The 26,625-nt window shown below is 66.0% G+C and carries 26 protein-coding genes; 11 read left to right on the top strand and 15 right to left on the bottom strand.

Annotated features, from left to right (window positions below; genetic code table 11):
- Positions 1–59: 59 nt before the first annotated feature.
- Positions 60–3,176 carry a ligand-binding sensor domain-containing diguanylate cyclase gene (locus RBA41_RS29755; protein WP_306627987.1) on the top strand — a complete coding sequence of 1,039 codons (3,117 nt, stop codon included), beginning with the start codon at positions 60–62 and terminating at the stop codon, positions 3,174–3,176.
- 96 nt (positions 3,177–3,272) lie between these two features.
- On the opposite strand, the gene RBA41_RS29750 is transcribed toward RBA41_RS29755, so the two are convergent.
- The gene (locus RBA41_RS29750; protein WP_306627986.1) at positions 3,273–4,037 is read right to left on the bottom strand and encodes an anti-sigma factor; all 765 of its coding nucleotides are present in this window, start codon (positions 4,035–4,037) and stop codon (positions 3,273–3,275) included.
- Between the two features lie 121 nt (positions 4,038–4,158).
- Complete coding sequence (locus tag RBA41_RS29745) at positions 4,159–4,776, bottom strand: LON peptidase substrate-binding domain-containing protein (RefSeq protein ID WP_306628012.1); 618 nt, start codon at positions 4,774–4,776, stop codon at positions 4,159–4,161.
- Positions 4,777–4,967: 191 nt separating this feature from the next.
- Here RBA41_RS29745 and RBA41_RS29740 point away from each other — a divergent pair, with 191 nt between their 5' ends.
- On the top strand, positions 4,968–6,680 hold the full coding sequence (locus RBA41_RS29740) for a hypothetical protein (RefSeq protein WP_306627985.1): 1,713 nt from the start codon (positions 4,968–4,970) through the stop codon (positions 6,678–6,680).
- Here RBA41_RS29740 and RBA41_RS29735 read toward each other — a convergent pair.
- Complete coding sequence (locus tag RBA41_RS29735) at positions 6,674–7,114, bottom strand: hypothetical protein (RefSeq protein WP_306627984.1); 441 nt, start codon at positions 7,112–7,114, stop codon at positions 6,674–6,676. The two genes, RBA41_RS29740 and RBA41_RS29735, sit on opposite strands and share 7 nt — an antisense overlap.
- 63 nt (positions 7,115–7,177) lie before the next feature.
- Positions 7,178–7,351: a DUF6726 family protein gene (locus tag RBA41_RS29730; protein WP_306627983.1), complete on the bottom strand. Its 174-nt coding sequence runs from the start codon at positions 7,349–7,351 to the stop codon at positions 7,178–7,180.
- Positions 7,352–7,468: 117 nt separating this feature from the next.
- On the opposite strand from RBA41_RS29730, the gene RBA41_RS29725 reads away from it, so the two are divergent.
- Entirely contained in the window at positions 7,469–8,182 is a 714-nt protein-coding gene (locus RBA41_RS29725) for an aspartate/glutamate racemase family protein (protein ID WP_306627982.1), read from the top strand.
- Positions 8,183–8,396: 214 nt separating this feature from the next.
- Positions 8,397–9,416, top strand: a complete 1,020-nt coding sequence (gene trpS, locus RBA41_RS29720) for a tryptophan--tRNA ligase (protein WP_099875312.1) — start codon at positions 8,397–8,399, stop codon at positions 9,414–9,416.
- A gap of 15 nt (positions 9,417–9,431) precedes the next feature.
- On the opposite strand, the gene RBA41_RS29715 is transcribed toward trpS, so the two are convergent.
- The 5 genes from RBA41_RS29715 to RBA41_RS29695 all read right to left on the bottom strand — a co-directional run bounded on the left by RBA41_RS29715 (position 9,432) and on the right by RBA41_RS29695 (position 14,158).
- A complete protein-coding gene (locus tag RBA41_RS29715; RefSeq protein ID WP_306627981.1) occupies positions 9,432–10,154 on the bottom strand; it encodes a substrate-binding periplasmic protein in 723 nt (240 codons plus the stop codon).
- Complete coding sequence (locus tag RBA41_RS29710; protein WP_306627980.1) at positions 10,121–10,663, bottom strand: hypothetical protein; 543 nt, start codon at positions 10,661–10,663, stop codon at positions 10,121–10,123. The genes RBA41_RS29715 and RBA41_RS29710 overlap by 34 nt, the downstream gene beginning before the upstream one ends.
- Positions 10,664–10,868: 205 nt before the next feature.
- Positions 10,869–11,525: a hypothetical protein gene (locus RBA41_RS29705; RefSeq protein ID WP_306627979.1), complete on the bottom strand. Its 657-nt coding sequence runs from the start codon at positions 11,523–11,525 to the stop codon at positions 10,869–10,871.
- Entirely contained in the window at positions 11,522–12,112 is a 591-nt protein-coding gene (locus tag RBA41_RS29700; RefSeq protein ID WP_306627978.1) for a ComF family protein, read from the bottom strand. The genes RBA41_RS29705 and RBA41_RS29700 overlap by 4 nt, the downstream gene beginning before the upstream one ends.
- A 186-nt stretch (positions 12,113–12,298) precedes the next feature.
- On the bottom strand, positions 12,299–14,158 hold the full coding sequence (locus RBA41_RS29695) for a TonB-dependent receptor (RefSeq protein ID WP_306627977.1): 1,860 nt from the start codon (positions 14,156–14,158) through the stop codon (positions 12,299–12,301).
- 118 nt (positions 14,159–14,276) lie between these two features.
- On the opposite strand from RBA41_RS29695, the gene RBA41_RS29690 reads away from it, so the two are divergent.
- Together RBA41_RS29690 and RBA41_RS29685 are read left to right on the top strand one after the other, a co-directional pair.
- Complete coding sequence (locus tag RBA41_RS29690) at positions 14,277–15,062, top strand: hypothetical protein (protein WP_306627976.1); 786 nt, start codon at positions 14,277–14,279, stop codon at positions 15,060–15,062.
- 92 nt (positions 15,063–15,154) lie between these two features.
- A complete protein-coding gene (locus RBA41_RS29685; RefSeq protein WP_306627975.1) occupies positions 15,155–15,550 on the top strand; it encodes a YbaN family protein in 396 nt (131 codons plus the stop codon).
- On the opposite strand, the gene RBA41_RS29680 is transcribed toward RBA41_RS29685, so the two are convergent.
- Entirely contained in the window at positions 15,547–16,245 is a 699-nt protein-coding gene (locus RBA41_RS29680) for a GAF domain-containing protein (RefSeq protein WP_306627974.1), read from the bottom strand. The two genes, RBA41_RS29685 and RBA41_RS29680, sit on opposite strands and share 4 nt — an antisense overlap.
- A 295-nt stretch (positions 16,246–16,540) precedes the next feature.
- Here RBA41_RS29680 and RBA41_RS29675 point away from each other — a divergent pair, with 295 nt between their 5' ends.
- Positions 16,541–18,082: a methyl-accepting chemotaxis protein gene (locus RBA41_RS29675; protein WP_306627973.1), complete on the top strand. Its 1,542-nt coding sequence runs from the start codon at positions 16,541–16,543 to the stop codon at positions 18,080–18,082.
- A gap of 65 nt (positions 18,083–18,147) precedes the next feature.
- Here RBA41_RS29675 and RBA41_RS29670 read toward each other — a convergent pair whose 3' ends face one another.
- From RBA41_RS29670 to RBA41_RS29660, 3 genes are all read right to left on the bottom strand, one after another.
- A complete protein-coding gene (locus RBA41_RS29670; RefSeq protein WP_306627972.1) occupies positions 18,148–18,528 on the bottom strand; it encodes a translational machinery protein in 381 nt (126 codons plus the stop codon).
- Between the two features lie 226 nt (positions 18,529–18,754).
- The gene (locus tag RBA41_RS29665) at positions 18,755–20,281 is read right to left on the bottom strand and encodes a flavin monoamine oxidase family protein (RefSeq protein ID WP_306627971.1); all 1,527 of its coding nucleotides are present in this window, start codon (positions 20,279–20,281) and stop codon (positions 18,755–18,757) included.
- 106 nt (positions 20,282–20,387) lie between these two features.
- A complete protein-coding gene (locus RBA41_RS29660; protein WP_306627970.1) occupies positions 20,388–21,290 on the bottom strand; it encodes a LysR substrate-binding domain-containing protein in 903 nt (300 codons plus the stop codon).
- A 110-nt stretch (positions 21,291–21,400) separates the two neighbouring features.
- Between RBA41_RS29660 and RBA41_RS29655 the strand changes: the two genes are divergently transcribed.
- Complete coding sequence (locus tag RBA41_RS29655) at positions 21,401–22,831, top strand: pyridoxal phosphate-dependent decarboxylase family protein (protein ID WP_306627969.1); 1,431 nt, start codon at positions 21,401–21,403, stop codon at positions 22,829–22,831.
- Between the two features lie 99 nt (positions 22,832–22,930).
- Positions 22,931–23,425, top strand: coding sequence for a helix-turn-helix domain-containing protein (locus tag RBA41_RS29650; RefSeq protein WP_306627968.1), 495 nt, complete (start codon positions 22,931–22,933; stop codon positions 23,423–23,425).
- Here RBA41_RS29650 and RBA41_RS29645 read toward each other — a convergent pair.
- A complete protein-coding gene (locus tag RBA41_RS29645; protein WP_306627967.1) occupies positions 23,407–24,141 on the bottom strand; it encodes a siderophore-interacting protein in 735 nt (244 codons plus the stop codon). The two genes, RBA41_RS29650 and RBA41_RS29645, sit on opposite strands and share 19 nt — an antisense overlap.
- Positions 24,142–24,232: 91 nt before the next feature.
- Between RBA41_RS29645 and RBA41_RS29640 the strand changes: the two genes are divergently transcribed.
- Positions 24,233–24,649, top strand: a complete 417-nt coding sequence (locus RBA41_RS29640; RefSeq protein WP_306627966.1) for a MarR family winged helix-turn-helix transcriptional regulator — start codon at positions 24,233–24,235, stop codon at positions 24,647–24,649.
- 51 nt (positions 24,650–24,700) lie between these two features.
- Here the strand turns inward: RBA41_RS29640 and RBA41_RS29635 are convergent, their stop codons facing one another.
- Positions 24,701–25,681, bottom strand: coding sequence for a hypothetical protein (locus RBA41_RS29635; protein WP_306627965.1), 981 nt, complete (start codon positions 25,679–25,681; stop codon positions 24,701–24,703).
- Between the two features lie 48 nt (positions 25,682–25,729).
- On the opposite strand from RBA41_RS29635, the gene RBA41_RS29630 reads away from it, so the two are divergent.
- Positions 25,730–26,625, top strand: an 896-nt coding sequence (locus tag RBA41_RS29630) for a hypothetical protein (RefSeq protein ID WP_306627964.1), incomplete at its 3' end; no start/stop codon positions are given.

Genomic DNA, 26,625 nt, shown 5'->3' with positions numbered 1-26,625 from the left:
ACACTGCCCGGGTTCCCCGGCATTCCTGGGGTGACCGGTACTGTAGACACCTATTTGACATGCCAACCGTATTTACCGCCCCCGCGCACTGCCTGTCCGCCCTGTTGCGTCCGCTGCTGTTCGCCTGCGTATGCGCCTGTCTGTGCCTGCAGGGCGCGGCCCATGCCAGCGCCACGCCGACCTCGCCGCTGCGCTTCAAGCGCCTGGCCTCCTTCGACTCGGACGAACTGTCCATCCTGGCGCTGCTGCAGGACCGCCAGGGCTTCGTGTGGATCGGCACCCATAGCGGCGGGCTGTACCGCTACAACGGCTACCACGCGGTCAAGTACGTCAGCAACGCCAACAGCGGCGGCAACCTGCCGCACGACCGCGTCTCCGACCTGTACGAAGACGCGGCCGGCACCATCTGGGTGGCGACCCAGAACGGGCTGGCGCGCTTCAATCCGCAGACCAACAACTTCACCCGCTTCGTGCCGCCGCCGGGACCGGGGGCGCAGCGCATCATCAAGGAGATCATCGGCGACGGCAAGGGCGGCATGTGGCTGGCCACCTGGGGCGGCCTGCAGCACTTCGACCCGGCCAGCGGCAAGTTCACCCTGCACCTGCACGACGCGGCGCGCCCGGGCAGCCTGGCCAGCAACGACCTGAACGCCATTGCCATGGACGAGCGCGGCGGCCTGTGGGCCGCCACCTGGCCGGGCGGGCTCGATTACCTGGCGCCGGGGGCCGACCAGTTCGTGCATTACCGGATCGATCGCCCCGAGTCGCCCGACCCCAAGCTCAACATCGTGCGCGCCCTGCATTTCGCGCCCGACCGCACGCTCTGGATCGGCACCGAAACCGGGGTGGTGACCTGGCGCGCCGGCCAGCCCTGGAGCGCGCGCAAGCAGGTGCCCTCGCCCGCCACCCGCATCAACTACCTGTACGGCGACCGCAACGACACGATCTGGGCCGGCACCCTGGCGGCCGGCCTGCTGCGCTGGGATAAAACCAAGGACCAAGGCAGCAGCACGCCCGTGCATTACGTGCACCGCGCCAACGATTCCTACAGCTTGCCGTCGGACGATATCCGCGCCGTCATGCACGACCGCAGCGGCATGCTGTGGATCGGCTCGATCACCGACGGCATCAGCCTCGTCAACCTCAACAGCGAAGGCTTCCAGCGCTACATTCCGTTCGACGTCGAGGCCAACAACCTGCGCCCCAACAATGCCATGCGCGCCATGGAAGGCGCGCCCAGCGGGCGCCTGTGGCTGGCCAACAATGCCGGCCTGTCGCTGTTCGACAGCGCCAGCGGCGCGGTGCTGCGCAGCTACCGCGCCGACGGCAAGCCGGGCGCGCTCAGCAGCAACATCGTGTACAGCCTGTACCAGCAGCCGGGCGGGCCCTTGTGGATCGGCACCGCGGCCGGCCTGAACCGGCTCGACGGGGTCGAGGCGCCGGTGCGGGTGGTCAGCTTCGGCTCGGTCGGCAGCGACTTCATCAACACCATCGCCCCGGCCGCCGGCGGCGCCCTGTGGCTCGGCACCGGCCAGCACGTGGTGCGCTACGATCCGGCCACGGGCGAAAGCACCCAGTTCCCGTCCGACCCGGCCCGGCCCGACAGCCGCAGCGTGAACAGCACCACCACCATCGTCGAAGACCGGCTCGGGCGCGTCTGGATGGGCTCGGAATGGGGCGGCGGCGGGCTCGATGTGCTGGACCAGGCCAGCGGCAAATTCCGCCATCTGCGCTACCGCGCCAGCGACCCCGCTTCGCTCTCCGACAACAACGTGGTGTCGCTGTACCAGGACCCGCGCGGGCGCCTGTGGGCCGGCACCGCGCGCGGCGTGAACCAGATCCTCACCGATGCCAAAGGCGCGGTCCGGTTCCAGCGCTACGACGGGCCCGACAGCGTCGGCCAGGTCAAGATCCTGGCCATGCGCAGCGACCAGGCCGGCCAGCTGTGGCTGAGCACCGCGAATGGCTTGCTGCGGCTCGATCCCGACAACGGCAAGGTGGCGCGCTTTTCCGCCGCCGACGGCATGTCGGAAGGATTTTCCTCGGGCGCCGCGCACGCCGCGCCCAACGGGCGCCTGTACTTCGGCGGCGTCAAGGGCATTACCGGGGTGACGCCGGCGGCGGTGCGCAGCGTCTCGGCCCCGCCGCAGGTGGCGATCACCGATATCAGCGTGTTCAACCGCTCGCTGCGCGACGGGCGCGCGGTGCCGGGCCTGCGCCTGGACGGCGCGGTGACGGCCCCGGTCAACCTGACCCTGGCCGGCGACGGGTCGGTGTTTTCGATCGAATTCGCGGCCCTGCACTTCACCGATCCGGTGCGCAACACCTACAAATACCGCCTGGCCGGCTTCGACCGCGAATGGGTGGTGACCGACTCCGCCCACCGCAGCGCCACCTACACCAACCTCGATCCGGGCACCTATGTGTTTTCGGTGCGCGCCGCCAATCACCAGGGCATGTGGAGCGAGAACGCGGCCAGCATGACGGTGACGATCCTGCCGCCGTGGTGGAAAACCTGGTGGTTCCGCCTGATCCTGGCCTTGCTGGCGCTGGGCCTGGTCAGCAGCGCCTACCGGGCGCGCGTGCGCGACCTGACCCGGCGCCAGAAGCAGTTGCAGCACATGGTGGCCGAGCGCACCGCCGAGCTGGAAGCGAGCAACGCCAAGCTGGCCGCGCTGTCGAGCACCGACGGGCTGACCGGCATCAACAACCGGCGCGGCTTCGATACCGCGCTCGAGTCCGAATGGCGGCGCGCCGCGCGCAACGGCTATCCGGTGGCGCTGGCCATGCTCGACGTCGACCACTTCAAGAGCTACAACGACCATTACGGGCACCAGGCGGGCGACCAGTGCCTGCGCGCGGTGGCCGGGGTGATCGCCGCGCACGCGCGCCGCACCACCGACCTGGTGGCGCGCTACGGGGGCGAGGAATTCGCGCTGCTGGCGCCCGCCACCAGCGCCGCCGAAGCACTGGAACTGGCCAACGCGCTGTGCCAGGCGCTGGAAAAACTGGCGCTGCCGCACGCCAAGTCGCCGTACGGGGTGGTGACGATCAGTATCGGGGTGGTGTCGCTGATGGCCGACGAGACGGGCAGCCCGGAGCAGCTGGTCGAGCACGCCGACCGCGCCATGTACCGCGCCAAGAGCGAGGGCCGCAACCGCGCACTGTGTGCGTGAGCGCTACGGCGCGCGCCTGAAGCGGATGCCGTGTGCCGGATGCGGGGCCTGGCGCTGTGCCGGATGCTGTCCCCGATGCGCCGCCGGCGGCGCTCCTCAGCGCTTCCAGCCGCGGTCGCGCGCGGCCCGTTCCGCGATCGGATCGAGCGTGTCGGCGCTGCGCAGCGTGACGGCATCCTGCACCGCGCGCGGCATGCCGTTGCCGGGTGTAAGGTATTCGTTGCCGACGCTGTCGATGCGCGCGTACACGGCGATGTCCCAGCCGGTGCTGCCGCGGCAGGCCAGCCCGCCGCCGTTGGCCAGCCGGAAGCTGCGGCAGTACGCCCCGTCTTTCGACAGGAAACTGGTGCCGATGCGCACCGGCGCGTCCGCCTCCGGCGTGCCGGACAACTGCTGCGTGAGCGCGTGCGCCAGCGCGCCGCGCGCCGTCATGATCGCGCCATCGCCATCGATCTGCGCCAGGCCCTCGCGCTGCAGCGCGTAGCCGATGCCGGCGCCGGCCAGCAGGCCGAGCACCAGGGTGGCCCCCAGGCCGCTCCAGGCGCTCCAGGACCAGTCGCGCGGCCCCGCGTCGGCCAGCTGCCCCGTCAACTGCGGCGCGGCCGGCGGCGGCGCGGCGCGGGCCGCGCGCGCGGCATGCAGCTGCACCACCTTGGCCGAGCGCGCCGCCGCCGGCTGGCGCTGGGAGCCGCCCTCGCCCGGCCCGAAGCCGGCGAAGGCATTGCTGCGCTGGGCCTGCAACTGGCGAAAACGGGCCTCCAGCGCCGGGTCCTGGCGCAGCGCCTGGGCCACCACCTCGCGGGTGGCGGCGTCGAGCGCGCCGTCGGCGTAGGCCCTCAGGATGTCATCGGAAAAGCTCATGCTGCCGTCCTCGTTTGTCGGGATGCCCGGAGTGTCCGGGCGGCGCCGCTTGCTGGTGTTTCTCTGTTGCGGTGATCACTATATTATCATTCAGGCATGGCGGCATGGTGGCACCCGCCCCTCAGGATGTAATCAGGCCATGTTCGTCGAGCATATCGTGCAGCAATTCGAGCCGGATGACCGGATTGTCGAGCATCAACAGGCGGTATTTCTGGTCGTTCGGCAAGGGCAGCAAGTCGCACCAGCGGTTCGCGACCCAGCCGCAATCGTCGAGGCGGAACGGCGGCAGCACCGGCCAGCGCTGCTCGGGCACGTCGTCGAGCGAGGCCAGCACGCGGTCGAGGGCGTCGGCCGCGCCCTGCAGTTCGGACGGCACCGGCACCGCGTGGTCGTCTTCGAGCAGTTCGGTCTCGGCCATCCACAGGCCGTTGGCGCGGCGCTCGCTGGACAGGATGCGAAAGCGCGCCGCGCCGCGGCAGGTGACCTGCATCAGCCCCGGCGCGCTCATGCTGCTGTCCTGCACCGAAGCGAGGGTGCCGGCCGGGTGGAAGCGCTCCTGGCCCTCGGGCGTGCGCACCTCGTGGCCCTCGGTCAGCAGGACCACGCCGAACGGGGTGCCGTTGGCGATGCACTTGCCCACCATGTCGAGATAGCGCACCTCGAAAATCTGCAGGGGCAGCACGCCGTCCGGAAACAGGACCGTACCGAGAGGAAAGAGAGGGAAGGAGAGGGTCGCCATCACCCCATGATGCCAGAATCCGGGCCGGCAGCGAAGCACGATTGTCGGCGCGCATGCGCAGTGGGTGATGTGTCGCGATTTTACTTTTTTTGCATCAAGCAACCCCTTTTTGGGGCTGCTTCCGTTACATTCCATGTCCCGCCAATGCGCAACAGTCGCAGCGGACAGACATAAAAACAGGAGAGCCATTCATGTCGCATTATCTCGCCGCCGGCCTGGCGCTGTTGCTGGCCGCGCTTGCGGGCTGCCAGCCGCGTGCCAGCGCGCCGGCGCCGCAGAAAACCATGCGTGCGTTCCAGGACGAGGCGCAGCTGGACGCGTTTCTCAAGGACGCCGCCGAGCAGGCCGGCGAGCGCAGCGCGGATGCGGCCGTGCCGGCGGCTGGCGCGCCGGCCGATGCCGTGGCCAGCGCTGTCGTGCGCGAGCACGGCCGCCATCTGGTGCTGCTGCGGCGCGGCCGCCTGCTGACGGTCGATATCGGCAAGGACCAGCTCAAGCTGGTGGCGGCGCTCGATGCGCGCGCCCAAGGCGAACAGGAGCAGGAAGAGATGGCGGTGGCCGACGGCACGGTGGCGCTGATCGGGCGCCGCCCGGGCGGCACCGGCATCGCGCTGTTCGACATCGACGCGGCCGGGCGCCTGCGCTACCGCGCCAGCTACCAGCTGCGCGCCGGCCTGCACGGCGCGGCCATGCAAGAGAGCGTGCGCCAGATCGGCACCAAGCTGGTGCTCTACAGCGCGCTCCCGCTCGATCCGCTCGCGTCCGACCGGCTCGCGGCCCTGCCGGCGCTGCGCGGCATCCTGGCCGGCGCCGAGCCGGCAGCGGCGCCCTTCACCCGCATCGCCCCGGCCAACCGGATCCACGTCGGCGAAGCGCCCATCGATCCGGACCTGGGCCTGGTGCTGCACAGCGTCACCGTGTGCGACCTGGCCCTGCGCGCGCTGCGCTGCGACGCCAGCGCCGTGCTGGGGCCGCCCGCCCGGGTATTCCACATGGCGCCCGAGGCGGTGTACGTCTGGAGCGCGCCGCACAAGGATGACGCCGGCGCCAGCCTGTACCGCATTCCCCTCAACGGCGGCGCCCCCGGCGCCATGCGCGTGGCCGGCGCGCCGCACGGTCCGTCCGCCTTCCACGAAAGCGCCGATGGGCACGTGAACGTGCTGGTCGGGCCAGGCGGCGCGGGCCAGCCCTCCTGGCGCGGGCAGGCCGGCGCCGACGACCTGGCGCTGCTGCGGCTGCCGCTGACGGCCTTGTCCGACGGCAGCGAAAGCGCCGCGCCGTCCAGTTACAGGCACTTGCCCGCATTCGCCTCGCAGCAGCTGCGCAGCCGCTATGTCGGCCCGTGGCTGCTGTACGGCAGCGCCGGCGGCGGCGCGCCGCTGTACGCGCTGCGCTGGGATGGCACGGGCGCGCCGCAGCGCCTGGCGCTGGCCCATCCGGCCGAACACATCGCGCCGATGGGCGACGATGCCGTGGTGACCGGGCAGGCGCAGGGCGAGCTATCCCTGAGCAGCGTGCGGCTGCGCCAGCAGGCCGCCCTGGCCAACACCCACGTGCATGCCCTCGCCGAGGACAGCGCCGGGGTGCGCCACGCCTTCCATTACATCCGGCAGCGGCCGGGCCAGGGCATGGTCGGCTTGCCGCTGGTGCAGGCGCGCCAGGCGCCAGCGGCCGGGGAGCCGGACAACGTGGTGTCGGTGCTGTACCTGCGCAATACCGCGCTCAAGCTGCGCGAACTGGGCACGCTCAAGGCCCAGGGCGGCGAACGCGGCGATGCCCTGCCCCTGTTCGTGCAGGGCCGGGTCTTCGCGCTGATGGGGGACGAGTTGGTGGAAGGCAAACTCAAGAACGGGCGCCTGCGGGAAGTACGGCGCATCGACCTGGCGAGCGCCAGCGCTCAGTAGGCGCGCAGCGCCTGTTCCAGTGCGTGCAGGCGCCAGCGCAGCCGGTCCGGTCCGGGATTCGGGTGCAGGCCGACCAGCACTGTCAGCTCGCCGCTCACGCGCGCGCTGCACGGCAGCTGCAGCTCGGTGGCGCGCTCGAAGGGCAGGCGGAATTGCTGCCCCGGCAGCAGGCGCAGGCCGCCAAACTGGTGCGGCACGCTGTCGCTGTTCCTCAGCAGCAGCACGTCGCGCAAGCCCACGGTCAGGCGCACCACCGGCGGCAGCACCTCGGCCCGGTCGCCGGCCAGGCGGCGTTCGGCGGCGCGGGCGGGAATGTCGAGCAGGAAGTCGCGGCTGCCCGGCGGGATCGGCGCCATCGCGGCCCAGACCAGCAGCAGCAGGCCGGCGCCGAGCAGGATCGAGGCGAGCCAGTGGCGGCGCAGGTGCTGTTCCATGCGCCTAGCCGCCCGCCGCGGGCATGACTGTCAAGGCCGTCAAGCGGGGCGTCAAACGGGGCGTCAATCGATGATCGCGGCGCAGGCATCGGTCGGCAGGGCCGCCACTTTCCCGACCACGGGAACCATCTTGATCACGGCCGAACCGACGCGGCAGGGTGCGGCCATCACGCCGCAACCGCCGAGCACGGCTGGCAGCAAGAGAAAGATGGCGATGCGGCAAAGGCGGGCATTCATGGTCAATCCGGGCAAAAGTCTGTGTGAGGAAGAATTGTAAATGGCGCGCAGCACCGCCGACAAGAAAATCGAGGTAACAAAACGTTTACGTGCCGCAAGAGTGCTAGGATATTGCCCATGAAACCACCTGCCAGCCAGCAGCATATCGGTATCGTCGCCTGCTCGGCCGAGGGTGCGGCGCTGTGCTACCGCACCATCTGCCACGAAGGCGCGCGCCTGCTCGGGCCGTACGAGCATCCGGAGCTGTCGATGCACTCGCATTCGCTGGCCGACTACATGCGCTGCATCGATGTGGACGACTGGCACGGCGTGGGCGAACTGATGCTCTCGTCCGCGCACAAGCTGGCCGGCGCCGGCGCCGACTTGCTGATCTGCCCCGACAACACCATCCACCAGGCGCTGGCGCTGGTGCAGGCGCGCTCGCCCCTGCCCTGGCTGCATATTGCCGACGTCGCCGCCGCCGAAGCGCTGGCGTGCGGCTACCAGCGCATCGGCCTGACCGGCACGCGCTGGATGCTCGACAGCGAGGTCTATCCCGAGCGCTTCGCCGCGCACGGACTGGCCACGGTGCGCCCGGGGCTGGCGGCGCGCATCGAAATCAACCGCATCATCATGGATGAACTGGTCAGCGGCGAGTGCAAGCCGGCGGCGGTTGCGTATTTCCAGAAAGTCATCACGCGCATGAAAGAGGGCGGCTGCGATGCGGTGCTGCTGGGCTGCACGGAAATTCCGCTACTCATGAACAATGGCAATTCGCCCCTGCCCACGCTCGACACCACCCGCCTGCTGGCGCGCGCCGCGCTGCGCCACGCCACCGGCCAGCCGGCGTGAGCGGACGCGGCCGGATTGACAGGGGCGCGCAAAACTGCGAGGATACGTGCATGAAAATGTTTAATTCACATGCCTTGGGTTCGAATTGGTGGCTGCGCTGACAAACGCGCGGCGCCTGCACCATCATGTGTTTTCCATGAACGCCGCCTCGATTGGGCGGCGTTTTTCATGAGCGTTTTCCGATAGGGGCACCACCACCCGAGGGACTATCGACATGCCAACACCAGCTACCAGCGCAGCACCCATCATCCTGACCGGCGACCGCCCGACCGGCCCGCTCCACCTTGGCCACTACGTGGGCAGCCTGCGCAACCGCGTGACCTACCAGCGCGACTACCGCCAGTTCATCATGCTGGCCGATGCCCAGGCCCTGACCGACAATATGGACGACCCGGCCAAGGTCCAGCGCAACGTGATCGAAGTGGCGCTCGACTACCTGGCCACCGGGATCGATCCGGCCCAGTCGACCATTCTGATCCAGTCGCAGATTCCGGAACTGGCCGAACTGACTTTTTACTACCTGAACCTGGTGACCGTGGCGCGCCTGGAGCGCAACCCGACCGTCAAGGAAGAAATCCGCCTGCGCGGCTTCGAGCGCGATATTCCGGCCGGCTTCCTGACCTATCCGGCCAGCCAGGCGGCCGACATCACCGCGTTCAAGGCGGTGCTGGTGCCGGTCGGCGAAGACCAGGTGCCGATGATCGAACAGACCAATGAAATCGTGCGCCGCTTTAACCGCATCGCCGGCGCCGAGGTGCTGGTCGAAGCGAAGGCGCTGGTGCCGGAAATCGGGCGCCTGCCGGGCATCGACGGCAAGGCCAAGATGAGCAAGTCGCTCGGCAACACGATCAACCTGTCGGCCAGCGCCGACGAAGTGCGCGCGGCCGTCAAGAAGGTCTACACCGACCCGCTGCACCTGCGCGTGGCCGATCCCGGCCATATCGAAGGCAATATCGCGTTCGCCTACCTGGATGCTTTTGACCCGGAAAAGGAAGCGCTGGCCGAGATGAAGGCGCATTACCAGCGCGGCGGCCTGGCCGACAGCATCGTCAAGGCGCGCCTCGAACTGTGCCTGCAGGAATTCCTGACCCCGATCCGCGCCCGCCGCGCCGAGCTGGAAAAGGACCGCGGCCACGTGATGCAGATCCTGAAAGAAGGCACCGCGCGCGCACGCGAAGTGGCGGCGCGCACGGCCGACGAGGTCAAGCGCGCGATGGGTCTCAGTTACTTCTGAGTTACTTCGGAGAGCTCAGCGGTAGCGCGCCAGGATCTGGTCCACGCTGCCGTCGTCGATCAGGCCATTGATGGCCTGGTTGATCTCCTCGAACGGCACCCGCGCCGTCTTCGAGAAAGCGCACTGCGCCTTGAACGAGGCGAACACCAGGTCCTGGCGCAGGCGCAGGGTCTTGTTGATGCGCATCTGGTAGGCCAGGGTCGCCTTGCCGATCACGGTATGGCGCACGCCGCCGGTCATCAGCTTGCGCAGGTTCTCTTCCATCGTGGGCGATTCGCTGCGCTGGAAACGCAGCCCCAGCACCTGCTCGACGCGCGGATAGCGGTAGCCTGCCACCGTCCCCACCGGGCGGTCGCGCAGGTCGGCCAGCGAGCGCACCGGCGGCGCGCCCTGGACCGAGGCGACCAGTTCGGCGTCGGGAATAAGCGGCTGGCTCCAGTCGTACTGCCCGTCGATCCAGAACGGGCGCACATAACAGATGCCATCGGCCTTGCCGGTGGCGAGCGCCTCGCTGACCTGCTCCCCCGCCACGCTGACATGGACGATGCCGCGCCCGAGCCGCTGTGCGATCGCCTCGTCCAGGTCTTTCAGGATGCCGCCGCTGAGCTTATCGTTGTGAAACTGCGCCAGCGGCATGTTCTGGTTCAGGGGCGCGATCATGACCAGGTCGGCACCCGGCGCGGCAGCACCTGCGAGAGGGACAATCAGCGCGGCGAGGCAGGCGGAACGCTTGAACATGGGCTGGCCAGGTGGTCGGACGGTGTGTCCAATGTACCATCGCCAGAATTATCCGACGCACTATTTTGTTGCTCAGCGGCCACGGGAGCCGCGTAAAATTGCCGGATGCGCAACAGGCGCCATGCGGCCAGCATCAACAGGCAGGCGGGGCCGGCAAGATAGAGCAGCAAGGGATCGGCGGCGCGCGCGGGCAAGGGGCGCAGCGGCGCCTGCGCCAGCAGCGCGGCAAGGATGATGGCGCCGAACAGGTAGCCGGCCAGCACCCAGCGCGGCGTCGGGCTGATGAAGGCGCAAAAATGCCGCACGGTCCAGCCCAGGGCAGCGATGCTGACCCAGCCCATCAGCATCGCGCCGCCATAGCCGGCGCCGGGCAAGGATGAGGCCAGCGTGCGCGGGCCGAGCACGGGAAGCATGAAGACGCCCCCGACCACGGTGATGAAACACCAGGCCAGCAGCGCCGGCAGCGAGCAGATGGCGAAGAGAATGGCGAGCAGCCGGGGTATGCGCATGGCGGGTGGGGAAATTGCTCAAGGGGCAATGATACCCTGCCTGGGTGTGAACTTGATTCAGCAAACCAACCCCGCTTTTTACATCAGCGGCCTCGCTGGACGAGGTCCCGTCCACACGCACCATCTTCATAATGCAACAAATGGCGCATTGAACCCTCGGCTTGCCACTCTCCGCTGTGCAAAAAAACGGCATGTCCTTGCCTGATCAAGATGTGGTGGGATCCAGTTCCAGAGGCACATCCTGTGGCAGGCTGTTGCCGCCGTGTTGCCCGGCTCGGAAACGAGGCTGAGCTGCGCGGGCTGCCAGTATCTCGTCCTGCAAGGCGCGTGACTGCAAGTGAGCGACACGCGAGACAAGGTCGATTTTCGTATCGGCTTTCAGACGCGCTGCGTCAGCCATGCGGCCGATCAGCATTTGTAAATCACCGACAGACAGAATTTTATGGAACTGTTTCTCTTCATTATGGAAGACAAGCGACTTGCGCCCACGGCCCAACAGTTCAATGACGTTGCTCAAGGTCCCCGTGCTCATGCAGTCCCAAACCATCAGTCCCAGGTCGGCTGCGGCCGCCATTGCCACATCCTTGGCGGAAAAGTAAGCGCGCGATCCCTTGGGATGGTAGCTCGTCACATGGCGCACAGGCCAGCCACCGATGTTGTTGCGCGGTTTATCGCCAGTACAGTAGACGGTCACCTTGCGCGCCCCGCGGTCGAACAGAAACTGCTGGATGGCGCTGTCGGCACCATCAGCGTCGCCGACGATGACGTCATATTCCATCGAGAGAATGTTCATGATGCGCACCTGCACATCAGTGTGCACGTGCCTGATCTTGATTGATCCCGAGATAAATACGGTCGTCATCTTGGACGCCTCCAGGTTAATGCTGCCACATAAATCGCCTTTATTTTCTCACACTCCCGCAAGGCCCGGCACGCGGCATCGAGGGAAGCGCCGGTCTCGTATAGGTCATCGACGACCAGGACGTCAAAAGGACCACCACCGTCGAGATCATGTGCCAGGCTGAGTCGTCCCGCCAGGGCAGCCTCTTTTTCGTTACGACTGGCAATATCCTTGAGCGGGGGACTACCCGGTGCCTTGACCAGGAAGTTTTTTTTGACTGGCACCTTCAACATGGCAGCCAAATAGGCGGCCACGGCGTTGACGGGCTGCCGCGGCCGCCTGGAGCTGGCCGCCATAGGCACGACCAGATCGATCTTTGCCGTACGGGGAATGATATGGGCGTGCAACGCCTTGGCAAGCGGCTTGACCTGGTCAAAATCTTGTTGATATTTCAGCGCGTGCAGCGCATGGCCGACCTCGGTATATTCGGTGGCAAATCGCTGGCAACCATGTTCGTTGACACCTGTGAGCGCGGACTTGACCGAATGGCGATCCAGGACAAATCCACGATCCCACAGACCTTCGATTTCCAGGACATCGACGTTCATCCCTATCCTCGCGCCGTTAATTCATACCGATCATGACATTTCATGCCGAAATAGCTTGTCGGAGTCGCCTGATTTAGCTCTGCTTTGGTGCCGTTTCGTTTGTAGGAAAATTGATCGGTTTGTATGAAGAGCAGGATTGCAGGGAGTGGTGCTCCAGCCGACCTCACGCCCTGTCCGGTCCCTGCCTCAGAAGTCGACCGCCGCCGATATCGCCACGCTGCGCGGCGCGCCCGCGATCAGGGTGCCCCAGGTCGACGCGCCGGCCCAGTAATGCCTGCCCGCCGCATTGCGCACGCCGGCGCGCAGCACCACCGGCTTGCCGGGCGCCGTGGTGCGGTAGCGCGCGCCCACGTCGACAGTGGTCCAGCCGTCGAGGCGCTGGGTGTTGGCCTGGTTGGCGTATTGCGCGCCGCTGTGCTGCAGCGCGCCGTTCCGGGTCAGTCCGGCCAGCAGCGGCACATCCCACTCGCCGCTCATCGTCATGTGCAGTTTCGGCACGCCTACCGCCGTCTTGCCGAGCGTGGCGGCGCTGTTGGTCTTGACCAGCTTGGCGTCGGTCCAGCTGGCGCCGCCGAACAGGCGCACGTCCTTGCCAAGCTTGCCGTAGGCGTTGACTTCGATGCCGCGGTTGCGCTGTTCGCCATCGGCGGCGTAGCGGTTGGCGGTGAGCTGGCCGCTCGGACGGGTGATCTGGAACAGGCTCACGCTGGTCACCAGGCTGCCATGGTCGACCCGCGCGCCGATCTCCTGCTGCCTGGCCTTGTACGGCGCGAATGCTTCGCCGCCGTTGACGGCGGTATCAGGCGCGCTGCGGCCGTAGCGCGCAGTGGCCGCGCCGACGGTGTCGGAACGGATGGTTTGGCGGCGCACGCCCAGCATCACCTGCAGGCGCTCGTCGAACATCGAGAGCATGTCGGCCAGCGCCACGCCGCCCAGGCGGTTGGCCGAGCGCTTCGTCACCGCCGCCGGCGCTGCCACGTCCTGGGCCGGCAAAACCCGCGGCGCGTACAGGTTCGACGCGTAGGCGCGGCCGGCCCGGGTGCCCATCGCCAGGCGGTCCTCGTACCGGCTCCATTCCAAGGTCAGACGATGCTTGATGCCGCCGCCGGCCAGGCGCGCGCGCAGGCCGGCGCTGGCCGAACTGCGCTGCACGTCGAACACGGCGCGGGTCGGCACGACGCTGGTGTCGCCGGCGGCGTTGAGAATCGAGGGCGTGTTGAACAGCCGTCCGACGTCGCTCCGGGCCGTGCCGGCGCTGGCGAACAGGGTCAGCTGCCGGTGCGCCTCGTAGTCGGCGCGCAGCAAGGCCGAACGCTCGCGGCTGTCGTACCATTCCCAGCGCTGGGTCAGGTTGGTGCGGCCGTCGGGCGCGCGCGGCACAGCCAGGCCGGCGCCCAGCCAGGGCCGGCGCGATGGGGCGTCGACATCGTCGCGCTGGTCGATCAGGTCGAGCGTGGCGCGCAGGCGTTCGCCCTGGTAGTCCAGCGCCAGCGCACCCAGGCTGCTCTTGCGCGACTGCGTATCGATGGCGGTGTCGCCGCCGCGGTGGCTGCCGTTAAAGCGCGCGCCGAATGCGCGATCGGGGCCGAAGCGGCGCGCCAGGTCGATGCGCGCACCGGCTTGCGATGCACTGGCGTAGCCGGCCTGCACGCGGGTCAGGTCGGCGCCGGCGCGCTTGGGCACGACGTTGATGCTGCCGCCCACGCCGCTGTTGGGCGACATGCCGTAGATCATGGCCGCCGGGCCCTTGAGCACTTCGACCCGCTCGGCGTAGTCGGCCAGCAGGCGGTAGTTGGGGGCGACGCCGTACAGGCCGTCGAAGGCGATTTCGCCGATGTTGTTGTCGCCGATGGCGAAGCCGCGGATGAAGAAGGAGTCGGCCACGTCGCCGCTGGGCGCGGTACTGCGCACCGAGGGGTCGCGCGCGACCACGTCGGCGATCGTTGCCGCCCGCTGGTTGTCAATGGCCTGGGCGGTGAGGCTGGTGAGGTGGAACGGGGCATTCATGAGGTCGACATTGCCGGCCAAGCTTGCCAACTGCATCATTCCGATCCGGCGTTTTTCCCTTTTCTGTCTCAATCGCGCCACGCTGCTGCGTGAGTCTTCCGCGCACGCGTCCAAATGGCATACACTACGCATTTCCCATAAGCATCAATATTTTCGGATGAGCTACATCTTGAAAGTGGTGGTCCCGCCAGTGCCTTCCGACAATCTGTCTGTCCGGGGGTTTGCCAACACGCTCGCGCATACCTCGATGGACTTGGCGCCGTCGGCCCGGCTGCTGCAGTTTTACGAAGCGATCACGGCCAGGTATCCGTGCGCGTCGAGCGGCGCCTACAGCAGGGCCAGCGCGGCCGCCTGCCCGTGGGCCGACACGCCGCTGATCGATTGCCTGACGGGCGACATCGGCGTGATCAGCCTGTCGTACAAGAATATCGAAGTGCTTTCCTTCGTGCTGCGCCGGGCGGGCGCGCTGTCGCTGACCGTGATCGATACCCAGGCCGGCCTGGTGTACCGTCCGGCGCGCTTTCGCGTGGTGCTCACCAGCATCCAGAAAAACGTGAACACGGCGGCCATGCTGGGCAAGCTGGTGCCGCTGCTTAAATGCACGCCCGAACAGGCGGCCTCCATGCTGGCCACGCCGAACGCGGTCCTGCGCGGCCGGCTCGATCACGTCACGGCGCAGCGCCTGGTTGCCACCATGCACCTGCTCGGCTGCAATTGCAGCGTCGAGAAAGAACCGTCGCGCTCGGCGCAGAAAGCGGCGGCCAAAGTGGCGGCCGCGCCCGGCGCGCTGCGGGCGCCGGCCCCACGGGCACGCGCACAGGCGCGCATGCCGGCACCATTTGCGGTGGCGTACAAGGCCGTCGTCAACCGCGCCGTCTGCTTTGTGCAAGCACTGCTCGAACGGCTGTGGGAACGCATGACGGCGACCCGCCCGTATTCCTGATGGCGTGAGGCGGCGGCCCTGGCCACCATGGTAGGATGCGCGCGGCAGGCTGGCGCGTGCGGCGCCCTCCTCCACGGCCACCAAGGACTTCCATGAAACTGCTGCTGAACACGATCGGTTGCCTTGCCGTGCTGCTGGGCATCCTCGGCATTTTCCTGCCATTGTTGCCGACCACGCCCTTCCTGCTGCTCGCCTCGGCCTGTTTTGCACGCGGTTCGACCCGCATGCACGCCTGGCTGCTGGGGAACAAAGTGTTCGGGAAATATCTCAGCGATTTCGAGCAGGGACGCGGCATTCCGCGCCGCGCCAAGATCACCATTCTCGTGCTGATGTGGGCCTCGCTGGCGTATTCGATGCTGCGCCTGCAGCGCACCAGCCTGACCCTGCTGCTGCTCTGTATCGGCGCCGGCGTGACGATTTACCTGCTGCGCTATGTGCCCACCGGCGCGCCGCCCGCTGCGCGGCTCGATGGACCGGGCCCGGGCTAATGCGGGGGCGTGTTCAGTTCGCGCGTCGCCATGCTGGCCAGGTCTTCCAGGCCCTGCAGCTCACGGCTCTTGAGCCGGCGCGGCTCGCGGTCGATCACGCACAGCGTTCCCAGCGCCAGGTGATTGACGCTCATTAAAGGAAACGCCGCGTAAAAGCGGATCTCCGGGGTGCCCGTCACCAGCGGATTGTCGCGAAAGCGCGCGTCCTGCAGGGCATCCTCGACGATGAACGGTTCGCGCTGCAGGATGGCGTGCGTGCAGAACGCCCATTCGCGCGGCGTGTCGGCCGCCTTGAGGCCAACGCGCGCCTTGAACCACTGGCGCTGCGCCGTCAGCAGGGTGATCAGGGCGATCGGACAATCGGCGACCAGCGCGGCCAGGCGCACGATGCGGTCGAAGCGCTCCTCGGCGGGCGACGGCACCAGCTGCAGCGCCGCCAGCGCCGACAGGCGCAGCTGTTCCTGGTCCGGCACCGGATACGGCGGCGCGGCCGGCAGGGTAAATTCCGGCGCGAGCGGCGCGCTGCCCGACGCGGCCGCAGGACGGCCGGAGCGGGTCATGCGCAGAACCGAACTCATCAACGCACGGCGGTGCCCGCCCGGCGTCTTCCACGACGCAATCGCTCCACTTTCCATCCACAGCTGTACCGTACTCGTGGCCACGCCCAGCAGACGCGCGGCGTCGCTGGTGGTCATGACTGGATCGGAAGTCGCTACAGAAAGGCGAGACATGGTTAATTTCAGAGAAGAAAAATGCAGTGTAGTGCGCCACTTAAATTTCAACAAATAAATATTTATCGAAGTTAATGAACACGGCCGCACTGCGTGTAAAGACGCCACACAATCATCACAATCGTCACATATTTGTTGATTTATAGAAATCAGCAGTTCAACATATCAACGGATTCATCAATTTTCGCGTGCTCTCACTGTTGCCTGGTTGAGCGACGCCTTCGATTTCGGACCGCTTGACCTTGCCACCATCCACACCATGAAAATTGCTACCAAACTCTACAGTGCCTTTGCCTTGACGCTGTCCATCACGCTGATACTGGCCATTTTTGCTGTCGTGCAAATGAACAAGGTCGAGAACGCCGTCGTTGGCCTGACCGCGGTCAACGTCCAGAAACTCGACCCGCTGTACGTGGCGCGCGCAGCGCTGGCCCAGACCGGCATTGCCGCGCGCAATGCATTCATCTTCGTCGACAATGGCGCCGCAACCAGGGAGCTCGACATCGTCGACCAGCAGAAGGCGGTTTACCTAAGCGCACTGGAACAGCTCGACAAGGCGTTCGCCGGCGATGCCGATTTCGTCAAGGTCAAGGCCGGCCTGCTGGCGATGGCCAAAGAGCTCGAACGCCCGCGCCAGTACCGCGCCAAGGCCGAGATGGAAGCCTTCGGCCAGTTCCTGGTCAACGAATGCAGCCCGCTGCGGCGCCAGATCGTGGCCGATATCGACGTGCTGCTGAAAAAAGTGCAGGCGCAAAGCGGCGCGGCCAGCGCCGACGCCGGCCGCCATGCAGCGAGCGCGACGTACTGGATCGGCGCGCTGAGCATGCTGTCCGTGCTGGTGTGCACCGGCGTCGGCTTCCTGATCGTGCGCGGTCTGCTCAGGCAGCTCGGCGGCGAGCCGGCCTACGCCACCGAGGTGGCGCAGCGCATTGCCCAGGGCGAACTGCAGCACGCGGTCGATGTGCAGGCCGCGGTGCCGTCAAGCCTGGTGTTCGCGATCAAGGCCATGCGCGACAGCCTGAGCGGCATTGTGTCGACAGTGCGCATGGGGACGGAATCGATGGCGCTGGCGTCGAGCGAAATCGCAGCCGGCAACATCGACCTGTCGAGCCGCACCGAGCACCAGGCCTCGGCGCTGGCCGAGGTGGCCGCATCGATGGCCCAGCTGGTCAGCTCGGTCGAGCGCAATTCGGAGTACGCGGCCAGCGCCAGCAAACTGGTGCAGGCCGCATCCGAAGTGTCGGTGCGCGGCGGCGAAGCGGTCGATGGGGTGGTGACGACGATGGGCGTGATCAATGCCTCGTCGCGCAAGATCGTCGACATTATCTCGGTGATCGATGGCATTGCCTTCCAGACCAATATCCTGGCGCTCAATGCCGCCGTGGAAGCGGCGCGGGCCGGCGAACAGGGGCGCGGATTCGCGGTCGTGGCGAGCGAAGTGCGCAATCTGGCGCAGCGTTCGGCGGCGGCGGCGAAAGAAGTCAAATTGCTGATCGACGATTCGGTGGCCAAGGTCGGCACCGGCACGGTGCTGGTGGAGCAAGCCGGCAACACCATGCGCGAAGTGGTCGAGGGCGTGCAGCGCGTGAGTCAGATCATGGACGATATTTCGTCCGCCACGCGCGAGCAGAGCGTGGACATCGGCAGCGTCGACAAGGCCATCGTCAAGCTCGACGAAATGACCTTGCAGAATGCGGCGCTGGTGGAACAGGCGGCCGCGGCGGCCCAGTCGATGCAGAACCAGGCGGCGCAGCTGGCCGACGTGGTGCGGGTGTTCAAGCTCGACGCGGCGCACGCATAAGCTGCGCGGACAAAAAAAAGCCGGGAGCGCCCGCTAACGGCGCTCCCGGCTTTTTTACGCATCAATTAATGCATGATGCCTTCTTTGACAAAATACTTGCGCGCGTAGGCGAGCAGCTGGCCGTCGTTCGGATGGTCGACCGTTTCGACGCTGACCACTTTGGCAGCCACGGCGGGGTGCTGCTTTTCCAGGTGCTTGATGAAAACCAGCTTTTCCTGGCCAGGGCCGACGATCAGGATTTCCTGAGCGGCTTCGATGGCGGCGGCGATCTCGTTCAGGTAATCGGGATTCTGTTCCGATTCGATGCTGGCATCGACGCCGGATTTTCTATGCTGCGAATGCACGGAGGCGGTCTTGATGACTTCCGATTCGGCGGCATCGCGCGTGAAATGGATAACGTGTGCTTCGGCCTGGTCGAGCCAGACGACGACGTGATTGAATGACATGGTGGTATTCCTTGAGATGAAACGTGATCGTGCGCGGACGGCGGCCATTGCGAGGCGCGACGCAAAAAGACGGCGCGGCATTCTGGGCCGCGCCTTAAACGGAAACTGCACCGGCTGGGGGCCGGCGCGTTGCAATCGAATGAAGCCATTGTGCCCGCATGAGGCGGGCCCGTCCGTTCGGAAGCGCACGTAGCCGGGATGGCAATTTTAGACGGCGATTGGCGCTTCAGCGCCCCTGCAAGATCGCTTCCAGCGCCAGCTCGGAACTGTTCAGGGCCCCTTCCACGAAACCCTGGTAATCGGAATACGCTTCGCCGACGATGTGCACGTTCTTCGCGCCGCAGCCGAAATCGAACGCCTTGAACGCATCCATCACTTTCCATGAGCGCACGCCCGGCTGCCAGCCATGGTTGGCGGCGCCGTACGGCGCGCGCGCCCAGTCGCGGATGCCGTAGGTGATGATCGAATTCCTGATGTAGGCCGTGGCCTGGTCCAGGGTCTGGTCGCGGAACACCGCCTTCGAGTGGTCGTTCAGCTTGAGGTGCGATTCGTTCGTTTCCAGCAGGCGCTTGACGTCGCGCGCGACGAACAGGGCAAAGGCGTCGACGATGCGCGCATCCTGGTCGACTTCGGCGCGGTCGTGCTTGTCCGGCTCGCTCAGGTAATGGCGCCAGAATTCGGTCGACGGGCGGTCCATGTACAGCAGCACCATGCCGTGGCCGTCCATATCGCGCCCCTGCTGACGGCGGAAGTAATGCACTTCGCGGGTCGGCAGGCAGTTGGCGTATTGCTGCGGCGGCTGGTCGTAATCCCACCAGGGCGCGTTGCTCACGAAGAAAATCTTCAGCATCGGAAAACCGTTGACGGCATCCAGATGGGTCGCGATGTGTTCGGGCAGATGCTGCGCCAGCTTGACCAGCGGCATGCGCGGCAGCGCCAGGATCAGGCGCGCCGCCTGCAGCTTGATGGTGTCGTTCTTGGTGCGCACGTCCAGTTCCATGGTCGCCTGGCCCAGCGCGGTGGGACGAAAACCGAGCAGGGTATGGCCGCCGGCCAGGGTGATATTGGGCAGGCTGTGGATCTTGGCCATCAGGCCGTCGGTCAGCTTGGCCGAACCGCCGGCGATGCTGGCCAGCTTCTGGCCCACGGTTTTGAGCGCGCGCAGCCACCAGATGATCCATTCGATCGCGTTCAGGTTTTCCGGAATCATGTGATAGAAAGTGCCGGTGTCGCGCAGCTTGACCAGCGCGCGGTGGCTCAGGATGCCGTGGCCGGACATCACGTTCCAGAAACCGGTGGCCCACAGCGGATGGCCGTGCAGCTGCGCATGGCGGCGCAGGCGGTTATAGTCCGCTTCGGTCAGGCCGTCGATCCAGGCCTGGTCGCTGGGGTCGCGTCCCATCACCAGCATGATGCCGCGCTTGAGCAGTTGCAGCGAATTGAGGCCCTGTTCTTCGGGCGGCAGCTGGCTGTCGGGCACGCTGATTTCATCGGCCGAGGGACCGGAAAAATCGACCAGCCCCACCCCCAGTTCGGCGCACAGCTGGGCGAAGCGCGGCTGCAGGGTCGGCTCGAAGCGCATCGGGCCGTATTCGGCGATGAAACCATCCATGTCTTCGGTTTCGATGCGCCCGCCCCAGCGGTCGGACGATGCTTCCAGGATCAGGACCTGGTGCCCGGCTTCGGCCAGGCGGATGGCGCAATACAGGCCGGAGACGCCGCCGCCGGCAATGACGATTTGTTGTTCTGACATGGGAACGATTCACGCGAATGGGGTGCCGTGAGCACCGAGGGCGCGATTGTGCCATGTAATTGATGAGCTTGGCAGGGGTGAGATCGCTACGCTGACGGTGTTAGCGCTACCGCCGCAACGCCGGCGTCGCGCGCGATTGCGCGGCTTCGGCCTGGATCCATTCCACGAAAGCGCGCGCGCCCGATGCGGCAAAGCTGTCCGGCAGACCGACCAGGTAATAGCCGAACTGGGTCGGCCATTGCTGCTCCAGCGCCTTGCAAAGATGACCTTTCGCCAGGTCGGCGCCGGCGTAGATATCGCGCACCAGCGCCAGTCCCTGCCCTTCGGTGGCGGCGCGCACCAGCAAATGCTCGTCGCTGAACGACAGGCCGCGCCGCGCCTTGGGCGATGCGCTGCCGTGGGCCTGCAGCCACAATGTCCAATCGCGGCGTTCGCCATCATGCAGCAGGGGGTAGGCCAGGCAATCGGCAGGGCAGCGAATTGGCGGCCCCTGGCGCAGCAACGCCGGCGCGCCGACCACGATCATTTCGGGCGACATCAGCCAGCGCGATTCGAGTCCGGGATAGCTTCCCAGGCCGTGCCGGATGGCGAAATCGACCGCGTCACTTTTCAGGTCGACCACGCGCGCATCGCTGTCGATCGAGAGCGACACGTCCGGATGGCGGCTGGCAAAGTCGCCCAGGCGTGGCAATAACCAGCCGGAAGCGAATGACGGCATCACGCTCACCACCAATTGCCGGGTCGCGTGATCCGCCAAGCTCCGGCGCGAGACCGTTTCGATCTGCTGAAACGGGGCCCGGATATCGGCATACAAGGCCGCGCCGGCCGCGGTTGGCGTGACGCCGGCACAGGTGCGCTCGAACAGGCGCTGACCGTGCCGCAGTTCCAGCTCGCGCATGCGCTGGCTGATGGCGCCGGCGCTGACATGCAATTCGCGCGCCGCCTCTTTCATGCTGCCGGCACGGCAAACCACAAAGAATGTATAGAAGCTCTGGAACGGGATGTGCATGTGTCACTTTAGCTCAGCTAACGTGACAGCGGCAACAGATCGTTTGCGCCCGCCGATCGCCGGCCTTACGCTCGGGGCTACACAACTGAATAAGGCCGCCGCGGATCGCCATGACTACCCTTTCCCCGTTTCGCCCGGCACTGGAACGTGCCCTGAGCCACGCGCTGGCCCATCTGGATCATCTGGAACAGCAACCGGTCGGCGCCCGCGCCAGCCTCGACAACCTGCGCGCACGGCTGTCCAAGCCGCTGGGCGATGGCGGCATGCCGGCCGCGCAAGTGATCGACGAGCTGGCCGCCGATTCGGCCGGCGGCATCACTGGCAGCGCAGGCGGGCGTTTCTTCGGCTGGGTGATCGGCGGTGCCTTGCCGGCCGCGCTGGCGGCCGACTGGCTCACCAGCGCCTGGGACCAGAACGCAGCCGCATATGCCTGCGCGCCGGCCGTGACCGTGATTGAAGAGGTCTGCGGCGCCTGGCTGAAGGAATTGCTCGGCTTGCCGCGCGACGCCAGCTTCGCCATCACCAGCGGCTGCCAGATGGCGCACGCGACCGCCCTGGCGGCGGCTCGCAATGCGCTGCTGGCGCGCCGTGGATGGGATGTGGAACGCGATGGCCTGTGCAGCGCGCCGCCGATCCGCATTCTGAGCGGCGACCAGTTCCACGGCAGCATCACGCGCGCGGCCCGCTTGCTGGGCCTGGGCACGGGCGCCGTGACCGGCCTGCCCGTCAACCAGGCTGGCCAGCTCGACGCGGCGACGCTGCAACAGGCGCTGGCCGACAGCGCCGGCACAGCGGTCATCGTGCTGCTGCAGGCGGGCGACCTCAACATCGGCGCCTACGATCGTTTCGCCGAGCTGATTCCCCTGGCGCACCGCTACGGCGCCTGGGTGCACGTGGATGGCGCCTTCGGCCTGTGGGCCAACGCCAGCGCGCGTTACCGCCATCTGCTGGCCGGCGTGGCGCAGGCCGATTCCTGGGCGACCGACGGTCACAAGTGGTTGAACGTACCCTACGACAGCGGGTTTGCCTTTGTTGCCAATGCCGGTGCGCAGCGGCGCGCCATGTCTTACGAAGCCAGTTATGTTGCCCACAGCGATCAGGTGCGCGAGCCGGCGGACTGGAATCCGGAATGGTCGCGGCGCGGGCGCGGCGTGGCCGCCTATGCCGCCCTGCGCGAGCTCGGACGCGGCGGCGTCGACGCCATGATCGAGCGCTGTTGCGCGGCCGCGCATGCGCTCGTGACCGGCATTGCCGCCCTGCCCGGCGTTGAACTTATGTGGGAACCGCAGATCAATCAGGGGTTGGTACGTTTTCTCGATCGCACGCCGGGCGCCACCCAGGGCGATCACGACCGCTGGACGGATGAGGTCACCAGCGCCGTGCTGGCCAGCGGCGAGGCGCTGTTCAGTAACACTACTTGGCGCGGCAAGCGCTGCATGCGGGTATCGGTATGCAATTGGCAGACCGGCGACGCCGATGTCGCGCGCGCGGTCGCGGCGGTCGCGCAGGCCTTGCGGGGGCAGGAAAACGCGGGGAAATAGCGCCAATGAGGCTACTGTCGGGCCGCTGTCGGGTGATTTTCGTCACCGACACGGCGCAAATCGGTCGATACTCATGGTTCACCAGCCTCGGGAACCATGATGATTCTTAAACAACTTCGTCTCAGCCGCCATCTTTCTCAAGAACAGCTAGCCCAGATGTCGGGCTTGAGCGTCAGGACGATCCAGCGCATCGAAAGCGGCCACAAGGCCAGTGTGGAGTCGCTCAAATGTCTTGCGGCGGTGCTTGAAGTGGAGGTGTCGACCCTGACCGAGGAGACATTCGTGATCGACAAACACGCGCTCGACTGGCACACGCTGCCGCTGTGGCTGCGCTGCTGGTTCGGTTTCAGCTTTCTGCACATGCACCCGACCCGGCGCGTCGCCAAACGCATCGAAGCCGTGTCGCACGCCAGCGGGTTTCTGTTTTGCCTGCTGGGCTTCGTGAGCGAAGCGGCGCTCGCTGGCGGCTTGATCATGCTGTCCACGGCGTATCTGTTTTACTTGCTGTCGTGGCAAGGCGACCGCTACGGCATCTGGTTCGATGCCCCAGTTGACGACGCGCAAGCCGCAGCGGCTTACTCCAGGTTTTCGTGAAACCCGCTGCCGCCGCGCTTCCAGTAGGCGGCGGCGCGGATGGCAGTCTTGTCCAGGCCCTTGACGCCGACCAGTTCCTGGCGCACCGCGGCCATGGTGGCGGCTTCGCCGGCGCACCAGGCATAGCCCTCGCCGGCTGGCAGCGTCCAGGCCTGCACGGCGGCCAGCAGGTCGGCATCGCTGGCGACCCAGCGCAGGTCGACCTCGGCCTGGCCGGCAAAAGCGCGGCGGTCGGCGGCATCGTCCACCTTCACGATGACGGTCGCGCGGGCGCCGGCGGGCAGCTCCTCCAGACGGCGCGAAATCGCCGGCAAGCCGGTTTCGTCGCCGACCAGCAAATGCCACTCGTAATCGACCGGAATGATGAGCGAGCCCTTGGGGCCGCCGATGATCACCTGCTGGCCCGGCTCGGCCTGGGCTGCCCAGGCCGCGCAGGGGCCATCGCCATGCAAGGCGAATTCGATGACCAGCTCGCCAGCGGCGGGATCGAAGCTGCGCGGGGTGTAGTCGCGTTTGGCCGCATCGGGACCGTCGCCAAGGATGAACTTGACGTGGTCGTCGAACGAGGCGCTATGGAAATCGTGCAGCGCCGGGCCGCCGAAGCTAATGCTGCGGAAATGGCTGCCGATGGCGCGCACGCTCAGCACCTCGACCTGGCGAATCTTGAGCTCGTGGCGCACACGCTGCACACGGCTGACGCGAGAGTCTATACTCATGTCTTTATCTTTCAATTGGTTGACAATGTCCACTATCATCCCCGAATCGAATGACAATGTCAACCATTCTACTGAGGCACGCCAAGATGCCGTGTTGGAGCTGATCCATTCGATCATGCATCAGTACCGCTCGCAGCAATTCCAGGCATTGCGCGACGGCCAGCATGAGCTGACGCATATGGAAGCGAAGGTGCTGGCGTTTTTCGGCCATCATCCGGGCTCGACCCAGAGCGAGCTGGCGCGCCACAGCGGACGCGACAAGGCACAGGTGGCGCGCCTGATCACCGGGCTGCGCAAACGCGGATTGCTGCATGGGGAAGCCGATGCGGCCGACCGCCGCAACACGCGCCTGTCGCTGACCGATGCCGGCCGGGCCATCCAGCAGGCGGCCCAGGCCGAAGCGGGCAAGCTGAACGCGCAGGCGGTACGGGGGATGAACGGGGAGCAGCAGGAAATGCTGCTCGCCCTGCTGTTGCAGGTGAAGGGCAATCTGGACCAGGCCGGGTAGGAATGGCATTCGCACCAGGGAACCTGCCAAGGCCAGGCTCCCGGGTGACTGCTAGTGCTGCACGATGCTGGTGTGATTGGCGCTGCCGGATTGGATGATGTTGGCGTAGAAGCCATTCCCATTCTGGGCGATCTTCGCGATGTTCGGCGTGTCGTAGTTCTTGCCGCCGTTTTGCGTGACGGACGCGATATTGCTGTTACCGGTCTGGGTGACGAGCGACTGGCTGTAGTCCAGACGCTGGACGACAGTGGCTTTATTAAGATTGCCGGTCTGGACAATCAGGCTGGCATTATCGTGGCCTTGCTCGTCGCTGCTGGCGAGGTTGTTATTTCCTTTCTGGAGAATGGACTGTTGGCGCGTGAAGTAGGAATCCTTCTGCCTGACGCTGGCGTTATTGGCATTGCCCAACTGCTGCACTTCGACACCCGAATACACGGCGTTATCCTGGTCGATCGTGACCTTGTTCAAATTGCCGGTCTGTACGACCAGCGGCCCGCCAAAACCCGAATTAACCTGTTTCGCCGTGATGTCGTTGTCATTGCCGGTCTGGTAGGCCCGGATGCTGAATGGGAATAACCCGAGCTGATCGACATTGAGCGCATTGCGGTTACCGACTTGCTCGATCGTATTGGCTACTTCACCGGAATTCTTCTGCTTCACGACAGCCTTGTTGTCGCTGCCGAGTTGCTTGATGTTCGTACCGCTGCGGTGGATATTGTCCTGCGCTATGCTCGCCGCGTTTTTGTTTCCGGTCTGAACAATTTCAGCATAGGCATCGTAAGAGCGCACCTGAAGAATGCCCGGCGTTTTCGATGCCGGATCGCCGGCGACATTGTTATTGCCTGTCTGCTTGATCGCGGCGCGCAGTTCATAGTATTCGTAGTCGGGCGCCGTCTGGTCCACGTACAGCGTGTTGCCTGTACCGGCTTGTGAGGTGCTCACGGTCGGCTGGGCCGAGACGGCGCCGCTGGCAAAGGCCATGGCGAACGCCATGGCGTTCGCCGCGGCGATGGTTGAGAGTATTGTTTTCATGAGTTTCTCCTTGAAATTGCTGCGCAAAAAGGTGGCAGCGAAAGGTTGATGCCGCCCTGCACGCAGTGCAAACGGGCCGCTTCAAGAGTCGAGTGTATCGGTCGATTCTCGCCTCCATTTGATGCTTCTCAACCGCTCAGGCCGCTATTTTTCGGCGCGATCATCCCGGTGCAGGCTTGCAATTCAACGTGCGAGGTGCGGCGAAAGGCGATTTCCCGGCGCCGCAACCGGCAGTGGATGCGTTATCATCCTGTTAATATCATCAGGCGAAAAAATATGAATATTGCGTGGCGACTTATCTTCCTTGGATGGATGCTGATCATGAGCGCGGGCGCTCTTGCCCAGGGTCCCGCCGCTGAACCTCATCAGGCTCCGGCAAGCGCCCCGTCTCCGCGCACGGCTGGCGATATCAAGACCGAACTGATCAAGCAGATGCAGAAAGATGGCTATCTGAGCGAACGGATGGCAAAGGAAGTCGCCGGCAAATATGTCAGCCCGAGCGACTTCCGGGAAACGGCGGCAGGCGCCGTCAAAACGGAAGCGAGCGAGCCGCCGGTGTGGTCGCGCTATATGTCCTGGGTCAATCTCATCAAGGTCGTTGCGCTGATCTGCTTCCTGGTGGTGTTTTACGAAACGGTGCTCAAAGCGGCCAAGGCGCTGTGGACCTATGTGATCAAGGTGCCGACCATTGTGTATCAGCTGGTTTTCCTGTCCCTGACAGGCCTTGGAACGCTGTGGCCGGCGGCGATTTGGCCATCGCAGGCCTTCTACCTGGCGCTGTTTTGCGGATTCGCGAACGTGCTGCTGCTTGCCTGGATTGCCGATACCTACAAGGTGGTTCCGGAAACGCTGAAAAAAGTGATTCCGCTGTTTCGCCGCGCGCCGGCAAGTACGGCCTGTGCGCTGGGAATGGTGTATTTCGGCGCGCTGGCATTGATGCATCA

The organism is Massilia scottii, assembly GCF_030846495.1.
Classification (GTDB): Bacteria; Pseudomonadota; Gammaproteobacteria; order Burkholderiales; family Burkholderiaceae_D; genus Telluria_A; species Telluria_A violaceinigra.
This window is presented reverse-complemented; position numbering and strand designations above follow the sequence as displayed.